Source organism: Spirochaeta dissipatitropha, assembly GCF_054657935.1.
The window spans coordinates 90,525-102,227 of sequence record NZ_BAAHXT010000003.1 but is presented as its reverse complement, the minus strand read 5'-3'; the positions used below and the strand labels follow the sequence as shown (position 1 = coordinate 102,227).

The window sequence follows — 11,703 nt, the reverse complement described above, 5'->3', positions numbered from 1 at the left end:
AACAATGGGGTGGTAGTATGTAGTCAGGTGTATAATGCAGGGTGAATTACATGAAACTGAATTAAGTCGCAGAAGCAGCCGCCGCTTACTCGTTATAATCAATATAGCAGTTGGGCTGATAATTCTTCTTTTTGTGTATGGGGCTTTTCTTTATTATGACGACTCTATTGAGGAAGCCACTGCCTCAGAGGGCAGATTTATAATGACAGAATGGCAGCTGCTGCGTGAACTGAAACTGGACACCGATCGGCAGTTGCTTGAAAAAGACAGGGAGATATCTGAATTACGGCAGAGATATCTACAGTTGTCTCAGCGGGAACCTGCTGGCTCAGCTCTTGAGGATCTAGAGCAGCAGCTTATGATCGCCGAGCAGGAGCGTGAGGCGATTCTGCAGCAGCGGATCGATGTGCCGGCGGCGATTCCTCCGGAGCGTGACAGATCTACCGATGAACCAGCCGGCATCCGCACTGAAATTCCAAGGCTGCAGCTCGTAAGGGATTCCGAGCTGAATTCCTTCACCAGACTCCTGCAGACCCGGATTGATACCCTGCAGGCACAGCTGGATGAGAGTCAGCTCTATGCAGAAATTCTTGAAGACGATGTTCGCAGATCGCTTGCGCAGATATCCAGCCTTGAAGGCGTAATCCGGAATGTATCTGAACTTCGGGAACGTATCAGCCTTCGGACCGAGCCAATAGCTCCGGAAAGCCTTTCAGATGCCCAGGAGGAGTCAGACCTTGATCTGCTTGAAACCCGGCTGCTTGTAAAGGCTCTTGTCCGGCAGCCGCAGTTCCTGCGTGAGTATCCGGATCTTCCGGAACGGCTGGATAGTTATTTTACATTTCTCGAGGAAAGCGGGCGTGCAGAAGGACAGGAAGAAGGCTATACAGAAGCCATGCATGAGTTGCTCATAGAGATAGACAGCTTGCTTCAGAATAATTGATCTTCTCCTTTTAACTAATCGGCCTTCTCAAGGATACGCCGCTTCTTCCGACCATGGTGACTCATAGGGGCCGGCGATGACACGGACGCGGTAGAGATATGAGCCTGTTTCCTCGGCGTCACCGTCCAGAAAGCTGCCTGTGGTGGACTCAGCTATTTCTTCGGTACGTATTTTAATCCATTCGCTGTTCTGATCATTTTCCCTGCGCTCAATCTGAACAGAATCAGCTCCTTCCTCGTTGATCCATGTTATTCTGACTCCACTGGGAGCTGGAGGACCTGAAGGGAAATTCCCTTGAGCGGTAATAACCGGCTGCTCCGGAATAATCAGCAGATCTATCTTGACCCTGTTTTCCAGAGAGTCCCGCAGTTCCACCTCCACCCGGCCGATGGATTTACCGGTATGATAGTGAAATCCGCTGCCATGCGGCTGAATGCTTCCGGCCGCAGTCTCATCATTTATGTGAACCAGATCGTCTGCGATACTACGGAATGAATATGGGGGCTTGCCGCCTTCAGGGAATAGTTCTGCAGAGGAATTCTGCTGGAGTTCTGAAACATCTGCCCGCAAGGTCAGCGAGGGGTAGTTGTCCGCCGTGTCCACGGGACTGAATTCCTCACGCAATGAGAAGGTGTCGCAGCTGACCACATATGCCGACAGCAGAATTATGCCGCTTACAAGTGCTGTGAAAATCGCCAATCTGGATTCAGTCTTTTTCATAGCTCCAGTTCATCCTCATATATAGTGCCGGACCGAATGTGACCAGTGGAAAATCCTGGTCGAATACGCTGCGGACCCGCAGCAGAATACCGGTCTCAGTCTTCCCGAACAGGTTAATTGTATACCCCAGTGCAGCACCTGTATATGCGACTGATTTATGAAGAAAATTTTCTGCGGTGCTCAGGCTCAACACAGCCGCTCCGGCTGAAAAACGGAAAAACCAGCTTCCATTGTTCCAGGCCTTCCTGCTGCTGAACAACTCCGGCCCAAAGGTAGATACAATAAGCGGTCCACCTTGAATCCCTTCCTTATTCAGAACGGGACCTGATGTTAACTGCAGCCCGGCTCCGAGTTCAGCATTTCCGTAGAGCCAGAATCTTCCCAGGCTGAGATCGACTGCTGGCTGTAGTCGAAAGAAATCAGCAGATTCCAGCATAAAAAAGCCCCCGCTGATTGAGGTTCCGGCATAGATATATTTCGGGATTGGCTGTTCTGACTCCTCAAATCTTTCTTTCTCATGTTCTTCAAGGTCCACAGGCTCCTCTGGTTCAGGCGTTGCTATAACATCGTCAGTAGGCTCTTCTGTTATCGAAGGGCCCGGGCGGCTATCATCCAGCAGCTCTATACTCGAACCGAACCCGCTCGCTTCCTCCACAGGTTCCACTTCTGCCTCTGCAAGCAGTTCCATCAATGCATCAGAAATGTCCCGTTCCAGGGAATCATCGAGAACGGAATCTACCTGCAGCAATGTGCCGACTGTTGTTGTTTCTTCGTCATCGGAGGCCATCGCCCAGTAATAGCTGAGGCTGATTCTGCTACCTTCAATTCTGTATCTGGTTAACAGCTCATACTTCGCACCCGCGTCCCGTCGGGAACTGGAAAATCCATATTCCTGCAGTGCGATTCCGGCAGCAAGGTATAGAATGTTTTCTATTCTGCTATTGCCCGATTCGGGAGGATCAGCCTCGAAACGCTGCCTCACATATTGCTGGGCAGCGACAACTTCTGCCGACAGCAAAAGGACTATCAAAAAGATATATTTTGCTGAAGGAAGGGGGATTCTCAAAACTGCATTCCTTGATTTGACCGCTGCTCAGAAGAATTGTTCTTTCCGAAAGCAAGCGAAGGATAATCGTAGACCATAAAACCCTATCTGTAAATTGCCGCTTCCTGTTATACTACAACATGAAACAGAATAGATTACAGAAACAGATGGCTTTTCTTGTCGAACTTGAAAATCTCAAGAAGATCTACCGGCAGAATGTGGTCATAGATGGATCCCGCCACGAAAACAGTGCTGAACATAGCTGGCATGTCGCCATGATGGCTATTGTGCTTTCAGAGCACGCAGATGAAAAAAACCTGGATATCCTTAAAATACTCAAGATGCTGCTCATTCACGATATTGTCGAGATCGATGCGGGGGATACCTTTCTCTATGATGAGGCTGCAAACATGGACAAGGAGGTTCGCGAGGAAGCCGCTGCGGCACGGATATTTGGTCTGCTTCCAGAGGATCAACGCGATGAGTTTATTTCACTCTGGCGTGAATTCGATGCCCGGCAAAGCCCCGAGGCAGCCTTTGCTGCTTCACTGGATGGTATGCAGCCGGTGGTAAATCACTGTGAGAGTAATGGAGCGGGAATCAAGGATCACCAACTGTCAGAATCCCTGATTGTTGAAAAGAAAATGTACATTCAGAATGCATCCCGCGCATTGTGGGACTATACTCTGGACACAATCCGTAGAAGTGTAGCCAAGGGATTGTACCGGTAGTTCAAAAACTGAAGCTGTGCTATATTTTTTCTCCGCGCTATTTCGCGATGAGGTTAATCATGCAATCCACTGATCTTCAGAATCCGGCATTCCGGAAAAAGCTTCCGCCGGTTACAGTTCGCAGAATGGGGGCGATGGCGCTTCCAATCATTCTCTCACAGGCTACCGAGACGGTCATGATGTTTGCCGACCGGCTCTTCCTCTCCCGTCTCAGTCTGATTCATATGGCAGCTGCTATGTCAGGCGGTCTGGCCAGTTTTGTATTCGGCGCGTTGTTTATAGGTATGGCGGGCTATATGAACACCCTGGTGGCTCATTATCATGGTGCAGGTGAAGAAGAGAAGGGAATCTTCTCGGTTAGTCAGGGCATATATCTGGTTCTGTTTGCCTATCCGATTATACTCCTGCTGATTCCGCTGATAAGCCCGATGTTCAGAATTCTTGGTCATGGTCCGGAACAGGTTGCACTTGAGGTGCCGTACTTCAGCCTCTTGATGAGCGGCAGTATTTTTGTGCTGCTGCGCTCGGTATTTGCCGGGTATTTTACCGGAACCGGCAGGACCAGGCTGGTTTTAGCCGGTAATGCCACGGGCATGCTTGTAAATATTCCTCTGAATTATGTGCTGATTTTTGGTATCGGTCCCTTCCCCGCGCTAGGAATAATGGGTGCTGCGCTTGGAACCATCGGGGGGAGTTTCTCGGCATTCCTGGTGCTGTTTATTGCCTATCTCAGACGTGAAGAAGTCCGTTCAGCTATCCGTAATCATGGGCTGAGACTATGCATGAAATTTCGCAAACCGCTTTTTTCACGCTTGCTGCGCTTTGGCTTTCCGGTAGGCCTGGAGCTGTTTCTGAATGTGTTTGCGTTTAACCTCTTTCTCCAGCTCATGCACTCCTATGGTGGTGTGGTTGCGGCCGCGGTGACCATTGTGTTCAGTTTCGACATTGTTTCCTTTATCCCCATGATCGGTATGGGGGTGGCTGTTTCAGCTCTTGTCGGACAGGAGCAGGGAGCTGGTCGCCCGGAGGGATCGAAACGGGTCACGAAGCTGGCGCTCCGAATCACCCTCAGTTATGCCGCTCTTATGGGCCTGATGTTCGTTTTTGGTGCACCGGTGCTGGTCCGCATTTTTGCGGTAGGCAGTGACCCATTCAGTGTTGAGGTTCGGGAACTGGCAGGTATTCTTCTCCGGATGGCTGCTCTGTACACCATGGCGGATGCTACGCAGATTGTCTTTGCCGGTTCATTGCGGGGTGCTGGTGATACCCGCTGGGTTATGATCATAAATGCCAGTCTGCATTGGATCATGGCAATTCTCGCAGTTGTCGGAATAGTAGTATTACGGCTGGATCCAATCATCATGTGGTCATTTTTCATAGTTACTCTGATTATTATTGGTACCGGCATGATATTACGCTACCGTACCGGCGCCTGGGAACTCATCGATGTAATCGGTACCGGAGTAGAAGACGGCCTGAGTGCCGACCCGTATCAGGATGCTCTGCGTTCTGTGCCGCTTGAAACGCCGGAAGTATAAGAACTGAGTATGAAAACAAGCCATGGACTGTGTATACATTCTGCTGCCTCCATGCCGGAGATTTCTGACGATTCTGTTGATCTGATTGTCACATCCCCTCCTTACCCGATGATACAGATGTGGGACGATGTGTTCCGCGGGCTGTCTGTTTCAGCCGCTGAGGCGCTTGATGCCCTGGACGGGCGGCGGGCTTTCGAAGCGATGCATGTTGTCCTGGATAAAGTCTGGGCCGAATGCGCCAGGGTTCTCCGGCCGGGCGGTTTTATGTGCATCAACATTGGTGACGCCACCAGGAAAATCGGAGATAATTTCAGGTTATATACCAATCACAGTAGAATCACCCAGGCAGTTGAATCCTTGGGATTCGAGAGTCTGCCTGCTGTTATCTGGTGGAAAAGTACAAATGCACCCAACAAATTCATGGGTTCCGGCACACTGCCGTCAGGAGCCTATGTAACTCTGGAGCATGAATATATTCTTGTCTTCCGTAAGGGAGGCAAGCGTGTGTTCGGAAAGGATGAAGCAGAGTTACGCCGCAGGAGTGCCTATTTCTGGGAGGAGCGGAATCAGTGGTTTTCTGATTCCTGGAATCTGAGCGGAGTCCGGCAGAATATCGGCGATCCTCAGGTACGTTCCAGAAGTGCAGCCTTCCCCCTGGAACTTCCTTTTCGCCTTGTGAACATGTACAGCCTGCAGGGAGAGACCGTGCTTGATCCCTTTGGTGGAACCGGCACGACTGCCTTCGCTGCTGCCGCCGCCGGCAGGAATTCTCTCAGCATAGAACTCGACAGGGGCTTTGCTGAAATCATGCAGCAGGGTTTTGCTGCAGCATTGCCCGGATTGCGTAAACGTCAGCTGCAGCGCCTCGATGATCATCTATTGTTTGTTGACAAGCGAGGGCAGGAGGGAAAACCTGCCTTGAAGCACCGGAATGAATATTATGGATTTCCGGTCATGAGCAGTCAGGAATGTAAGCTTCAGCTGCCTGTGCTCTGTGATATTCAGCCTGCCTCAGAAATGACCTGGTCTGCTATCTATGAGGAAACCTTGTTCTCTCAGAACGGCCCGTAGTTGACCTGGACAGCAATATAGAGAAACACCATGGATACTGCAAACATCAGCAGCTGGAGGATGATCGTCCATTTCAACCAGCGGGGGTAGCTCACTACGGTAAATCCCAGACCGATCAGTAGCAGGGCATTGGAGGGATACAGCATATTGCTGAATCCGTCCCCGAATCCGAATGCCAGCACGGCTGTCTGCCGGCTGATGCCGACCAGGTCGGCCAGCGGAGACAGGATGGGCATCATGAGAAAAGCCTTGGCGCTGGCGGAGCCGATAAAGAAATTCATGGCCAGTGTGAGCAGATAGACGAAAAAAGCCGCGGTAAAACTTGAGCTGCCGGCAATGACATTGGCAGCTGTATTCAGAATGGTATCGGTTATTCCACCAGCATCGACAATATGCCGGACACTCAGGCTCATGAGAATCAATAGTACGGCCGGGAGCATGGACAGAGCGCCTGATGCAAATGCCTGGGCTGTTTTCTTTTTGCCGATACCCGATCGTAGGCCTGCGCCTATACCGCCGATGAAAAATAGCAATGCCATCGATGGAAATGCAAGGTCGCTGAGTGCTGGGTTCCTGGCAGTCACGAAAATAAAGACGAAGGCAATAGCAATGCAGCATCCAAACCAGACTGCTGCCCGGGACATTTCACGGGATAATGGTTCATCGCTGCCTTTACCTTCTGCCTTCAGCAGGGCATGGCGGGCTTCGTCAAGTTCATGTACAGCCGAGCGCGCAGGATCCTTCTCGACCTTTCTGGCATGTGCCCTGACAAACAGCAGGACAGCTGCATAGGTGATAATGAAAAAAGGGATTCTCAGCCAGGCACCGGAAAACAAGGGGAGCTCGGCAATTCTCTGGGCCACTCCGATAGTAAATGGGTTGCTGATTGCCGCAGAAAACCCGAATGCGAGGGGCAGCAGGCTCATTCCTAATCCCGTCAGTGAGTCCCAGCCCAGTTTGAGTGCCAGGGGAACAATAAAAACGATCAGGGGTACCATGGCTTCGTAGATTCCGAGAACCGAGGCCACGGCCATAAAGAAAAAAATGATCATAGCCATGAGCAGGTAGCGCCTGTGATGGAATTTACTGACCAGGCGATTGAGAACGGCCTGCAACACCCCGGATTTTTCCAGAACAGTGAAGCTGCCTCCGACAAAAATCAGGAAGAATATGATGGTGATGGCCACTATTGCACCGGGTGTAAACAATACCTCGAAAGGTGCTGTCAGCCATCGCCATATCGGCGGGGCCACGTGATCGGGTGTCAGTACATAGGATCCGGGGATCACCATTTCCCTGCCGTTAACCTGCTCGCGTTCGAAGCTTCCGGCAGGGACGGTTCTGGTCAGTATTCCTGAAAAGATCATCAGACATATCAGGATGCAGAATGCCAGGATGAAAGCGGCCTTGCCGATGCGGAGGCTTGAATTCTCTGTGCTCATTGTTTTTCCTTTGTGCCGGGACTCGCCAGGCTGCGTATCAGATCGCGATAGAAATCAATCATACCGATGTAGCCCTGGATGCTTATGCGCTCATTCCGGCTGTGAATCTGCGCAAGCTCCTGGGGCCCCATGCGGAGAGGAAGGAAGCGGTAAATATTTTTGCTGACACCCTGGTAATGCTTGCTGTCGGTGGTAGCGCAGACAAGATAGGGGCTGATGACTGCATCCGGAAAATGACTGGAAATACAGTTCTTCAGAAGCTCGTATTCCCTGCTCTCAAGCGATGCTTCCGGAGGCGGGTTATTTGCTCCCTCAGGATGCAATACGTTCAGACTGACTCGCTCGTCTTTCATAACCCTGCGGAGCCGCTGCAGGCAGCCTTCGATAGTTTCACCGGGGAGGATACGTATATTTATTGTTGCTGATACTGAATCCGGGAGGACATTTGCAGCCTGGGAGCCTTCAAGCATGGTCGGTGCCTGTGTACTGCGGATCATGGCGTCCGTTTTCGGATTCGCCGCCAGCAGTTTCAGCAGCAGCGGCCTGAACAACCGCGGATGCTGTAGTATTTTTCCGACTAAAGGTGGGGCGGCCGAAGCAATGCCCTGGAGGAAGGCTGCGGTGGAACGGATCATGCGCGGGCGGAAGGGCCGCTTCTCTATTCTGAGCAGGGCTCGGGCAAGAATTCCGGCTGCACTGCGCCGTTCCGGCATGGAAGCGTGTCCGCTGCCGCCACTCACCTTGAGCTGGACATCCAGGTAACCCTTCTCCGCTGTGCCGATAAGTGCTATCGGCTGCCTGACAAGGGAAATTGTATCGCTGACGACTGCAGTCCCCTCATCGATCAGACAGGCCGCCTGAACCCCGCTGCTTTTCAGATGGGCCGCAATACGGGCTGCCCCTCTGGTTCCGGTTACTTCTTCATCCCCGCCGAAGGCGAGGTAAATGCTCCGCTGCGGTTTCCACCCGGAGGCCAGCAGAGACTCGGCCGCCTCCATGAGAGCCATCAGGGAAGATTTGTCATCCAGCGCACCGCGTCCCCAGACGCAATCATCCTGCAGTGCACCGCTGAAGGGAGGGCATGTCCAGGTGTCAGGGTTCTCTACGGGAACCACATCGTAGTGGGCTGTCAGAATAATCGGATCGGATTCAGGATCCAGTCCTTTCCAGAAGTAAAGTAATCCTGGTTTGCCTGGTTTCTCCAGGATAAGCTCTGAGTGTATGAGTGGAAAAGCCCTGACGAGAAAATTCTCGAAATCAATGAAGGCCTGTGGATCAGGTATATCGGCTTCGTCAACCGCGCTTATAGTTCTGAACTGCAATGCTCGGGACAAACGAGTGATTTCATCTCGTGTTTCTGGTATACTCACCATGTAGTTATAGTCTGGCACGGAAGAAAATACAAATACAGAGAGCACTTATAAAAATGCTTTATGTTCCGGTCAGTGTCAGTGATTTATTTTCAGTACAACGTCATCAAAAAAACGGAGCTTCCAGCCTCGTCTCTTGTTCTCCCGGTAATTGTCCGAGACGGTGACAAGGGTTCCAATCTCAAGCAGTTCAAGATACTTTTTGACCAGAGTAATCTGATTTTTGAGGTTCCGGTATCCCTTGCAGTGCGTTGCTGTCCATCCTTCGTCAAGGCACTGCCTGCAGGTATCTATCTGTCCCCCAAGCAGTTCCGAGCAGTTCAGCTGGTGTTCGGGAGCGCGTGCGAAGCTTTCGAGTATTTCCTTTTCCTTGCCGGTGAAGTAATCACCCAGGTTTCTGTCATCCAGCAGTATATCTTTCCCGCTTAGCATGAATACCCTGTTGATCTGTTCTCCAAGAATCGAAATTGATGCTACCAGAATCCCAAGTATAATCATTGCCAGGAAATTATATGCTATCGATTCGATCCAGCGGGGTTCAGACCGTGTGACGATGGCATAGCCCATGAAAATCAGCCAGATCGAGAATGTAAAAAAAATGCCCCAGGCTGCCGCACGTATGGCTGTATAGACCCGTTTTTTGTTCCTTATCAGTTTGAGATATGGCAGCCGGATCATGATCAGAATAAAGAATATGATTACATACAGAAAAAGCAGTGAATAGAAATCGCGGTGTATCCAGTATGCTCCCCAGAATATTGCTGCGAATACAAAACAAAACGATGCTCCATACCAGCAGAAAAAATGCACTGCAGTTTTCTGCTTGAACAGCCGGGTGATACATACAGTGATTCCGGCTGGCAGAAACAGGACCGCAAGTGACCATGCCAGGAAGCCGATCTCACTCATAGGCAAGGTGTCTGAAGGATTGAGAAAAGACATTACAAGCACGCAAAACCATGAAAGCACAGTTATAAAGGCAATCAGAATCTGCATATACATAATTGAACTGTCACCTCGGTTACAGAGAATAGCCCCCGATCAATGCGCGATAGATCACATAGATCCAGCCCATCAAGCCATGTATAACAGCCCAGATGATACTGCGGTTTATGGTAAAACTGATTACCATCGCCAGTGCCGATCCGAAGCCGACTCCTGTTTTAACCACTGATTTTGTGTAGTTTTGCTCTGTCATATGTACTCCTGTCAGTTTCATTTGTATAGAGTATGGTCTATCCATTCCTGACAGTCAAATTTGAGTCATGCAAATTAATGTCATGCGGGGGCTGTTGTCGGGCAGCAGTGCAGGATATACTGCGCGCATGTCGGGAATTCTAATACGAACGGTGCAGGAATCAGATGCCGCTGATATTGCCGGTATCTACAGCTATTATGTTGAAAACACAGTGATTACCTTTGAAACGCAAGCTCCGGGACCGGATGAAATGGCTGCGCGCATCCGCCATCTGCAGCCGGATTACCCCTATCTCGTACTTCTGGAGCAGGGGGTATTGCTCGGCTATGCCTATGCCGGACCGTGGAAGAACAGGGCGGCTTTTCTACACACAGCAGAGACAAGCATCTATCTTTCCAGGCAGGCTCAGGGGCGGGGTCTTGGAGTGCAGTTGTACCAGGCGCTTATTCAGTCTGCTGCAGAGGCAGGACTGCACTGTCTCATCTCTGGTATTGCCTTGCCGAATGAAGGCAGTGAGGCCCTCCATCGAAAGCTCGGCTTTTCTCCATGCGGCTGTATGCGCGAGGTGGGCTGGAAGCTGCAGCGCTACATCGATATAGCCTATTATCAATTGATCCTTCAGGACAGAACGAGCAAGGGCTTATGAGTAGACACTTTCGCAGAGGAATTCTGCTGGCCCTCCCTATAGCGGCCGGATATTTTCCGGTGGCGGTTGCCTTCGGCTTGAGTGCCACTTCGACGGGGCTCGGCTTCGCTGAAAGCGCAGCCATGAGTCTTGCTGTCTTTGCCGGGGCTTCACAGTTCCTGGCTCTGGGGCTGCTGGCCGCCGGTGCGGCACCTGTGCAGATAATTATATCCGGAGTGCTTCTTAACCTGCGCCATTTTCTGTTCAGTGCGGCCGTCAGTGACCAGCATCCTGACTGGCGTCTTCCCCAGCGCCTGGCTAATGCCTTCGGTCTAACCGATGAGGTCTTTGCTTTGGCTGCTACCTACAACGACCTTCCTCCACGGCTGTTGTTCGGCATGGAAATGACTGCCTATTCAGCATGGGTCGGCGGTACACTGCTTGGTCATGCCGTTGGTGGTGTTATACCGATGAGACTCGCTGCTGCAATGGGGATAGGGCTCTACGGGCTGTTTGCCGCCTTGCTTGCGGTGCATGTGCGTCATAAAATCCTTAATTTGATTCCGGCCGCGGTAGCTGCCCTTGCGCATATTGCCCTGCGGATGACAGCCCTGGCGCCGGGCTGGGTTTTCACCCTGGCAATTCTGATCGGGGCTGCATCGGCCCTTCTGCTGCCGACTGAAAGAAAAAACATAGATATGGAGGAAATGTACGATGAACTCCACTGATGTCTGGATCGTTATTGCTGGTATGGCTGTCGGAACCTACCTTGTTCGTGTACTTCCTTTTCTGGTCCGGGTCACCGACAAGCTTCCTCCACGCGGGCAGAGGCTGCTGGCAGCAATTCCCCCCGCCGCGCTTGGTGCCTTGCTGGTCCCCGGCGCCCTGGAGGCTGTCCCTTCAAATCCACTGGCAGGACTGGCAGCTGCCGGGCTGGCCTTCATAATCGGTCTGAAGTCCAGGCATATTCTGATCCCCGTCGCAGCTTCAATTTTTCTCGTGTACTGGTTTATCTGATTT

13 protein-coding genes are annotated in these 11,703 nt (G+C 51.3%); 7 read left to right on the top strand and 6 right to left on the bottom strand.

Translation table 11 applies throughout. The annotated features are described in order from the left end of the window. Positions 1 to 34 precede the first annotated feature (34 nt). Entirely contained in the window at positions 35 to 943 is a 909-nt protein-coding gene (locus ACYQ2L_RS04090; protein WP_460051352.1) for a hypothetical protein, read from the top strand. Positions 944 to 970: 27 nt separating this feature from the next. Here the strand turns inward: ACYQ2L_RS04090 and ACYQ2L_RS04085 are convergent, their stop codons facing one another. After that, the gene (locus ACYQ2L_RS04085; RefSeq protein WP_460051348.1) at positions 971 to 1,663 is read right to left on the bottom strand and encodes a hypothetical protein; all 693 of its coding nucleotides are present in this window, start codon (positions 1,661 to 1,663) and stop codon (positions 971 to 973) included. Further along, positions 1,650 to 2,729 carry a hypothetical protein gene (locus ACYQ2L_RS04080; RefSeq protein ID WP_460051346.1) on the bottom strand — a complete coding sequence of 360 codons (1,080 nt, stop codon included), beginning with the start codon at positions 2,727 to 2,729 and terminating at the stop codon, positions 1,650 to 1,652. The genes ACYQ2L_RS04085 and ACYQ2L_RS04080 overlap by 14 nt, the downstream gene beginning before the upstream one ends. Before the next feature lie 119 nt (positions 2,730 to 2,848). On the opposite strand from ACYQ2L_RS04080, the gene ACYQ2L_RS04075 reads away from it, so the two are divergent. The 3 genes from ACYQ2L_RS04075 to ACYQ2L_RS04065 are packed head-to-tail and all read left to right on the top strand — an operon-like array spanning position 2,849 to position 6,048. Continuing rightward, positions 2,849 to 3,439 carry an HD domain-containing protein gene (locus ACYQ2L_RS04075; protein ID WP_460051343.1) on the top strand — a complete coding sequence of 197 codons (591 nt, stop codon included), beginning with the start codon at positions 2,849 to 2,851 and terminating at the stop codon, positions 3,437 to 3,439. Positions 3,440 to 3,498: 59 nt separating this feature from the next. Then, positions 3,499 to 4,977 carry an MATE family efflux transporter gene (locus ACYQ2L_RS04070; protein ID WP_460051341.1) on the top strand — a complete coding sequence of 493 codons (1,479 nt, stop codon included), beginning with the start codon at positions 3,499 to 3,501 and terminating at the stop codon, positions 4,975 to 4,977. Between the two features lie 9 nt (positions 4,978 to 4,986). Beyond that, on the top strand, positions 4,987 to 6,048 hold the full coding sequence (locus tag ACYQ2L_RS04065) for a DNA-methyltransferase (RefSeq protein WP_460051337.1): 1,062 nt from the start codon (positions 4,987 to 4,989) through the stop codon (positions 6,046 to 6,048). Here ACYQ2L_RS04065 and ACYQ2L_RS04060 read toward each other — a convergent pair. The 4 genes from ACYQ2L_RS04060 to ACYQ2L_RS04045 form a co-directional block, all read right to left on the bottom strand. Then, positions 6,033 to 7,490: a YfcC family protein gene (locus tag ACYQ2L_RS04060; protein ID WP_460051335.1), complete on the bottom strand. Its 1,458-nt coding sequence runs from the start codon at positions 7,488 to 7,490 to the stop codon at positions 6,033 to 6,035. The genes ACYQ2L_RS04065 and ACYQ2L_RS04060 overlap by 16 nt on opposite strands. Further along, positions 7,487 to 8,863: a M20/M25/M40 family metallo-hydrolase gene (locus ACYQ2L_RS04055; protein ID WP_460051333.1), complete on the bottom strand. Its 1,377-nt coding sequence runs from the start codon at positions 8,861 to 8,863 to the stop codon at positions 7,487 to 7,489. The genes ACYQ2L_RS04060 and ACYQ2L_RS04055 overlap by 4 nt, the downstream gene beginning before the upstream one ends. Positions 8,864 to 8,938: 75 nt before the next feature. After that, on the bottom strand, positions 8,939 to 9,862 hold the full coding sequence (locus ACYQ2L_RS04050; protein WP_460051331.1) for a hypothetical protein: 924 nt from the start codon (positions 9,860 to 9,862) through the stop codon (positions 8,939 to 8,941). A gap of 19 nt (positions 9,863 to 9,881) precedes the next feature. After that, positions 9,882 to 10,058, bottom strand: coding sequence for a hypothetical protein (locus ACYQ2L_RS04045; protein WP_460051328.1), 177 nt, complete (start codon positions 10,056 to 10,058; stop codon positions 9,882 to 9,884). A 127-nt stretch (positions 10,059 to 10,185) separates the two neighbouring features. Here ACYQ2L_RS04045 and ACYQ2L_RS04040 point away from each other — a divergent pair, with 127 nt between their 5' ends. The 3 genes from ACYQ2L_RS04040 to ACYQ2L_RS04030 are packed head-to-tail and all read left to right on the top strand — an operon-like array spanning position 10,186 to position 11,700. Next, complete coding sequence (locus ACYQ2L_RS04040; RefSeq protein WP_460051326.1) at positions 10,186 to 10,704, top strand: GNAT family N-acetyltransferase; 519 nt, start codon at positions 10,186 to 10,188, stop codon at positions 10,702 to 10,704. Continuing rightward, entirely contained in the window at positions 10,701 to 11,411 is a 711-nt protein-coding gene (locus tag ACYQ2L_RS04035; RefSeq protein ID WP_460051324.1) for an AzlC family ABC transporter permease, read from the top strand. The genes ACYQ2L_RS04040 and ACYQ2L_RS04035 overlap by 4 nt, the downstream gene beginning before the upstream one ends. After that, the gene (locus ACYQ2L_RS04030) at positions 11,398 to 11,700 is read left to right on the top strand and encodes an AzlD domain-containing protein (RefSeq protein ID WP_460051322.1); all 303 of its coding nucleotides are present in this window, start codon (positions 11,398 to 11,400) and stop codon (positions 11,698 to 11,700) included. The genes ACYQ2L_RS04035 and ACYQ2L_RS04030 overlap by 14 nt, the downstream gene beginning before the upstream one ends. Positions 11,701 to 11,703 lie beyond the last annotated feature (3 nt).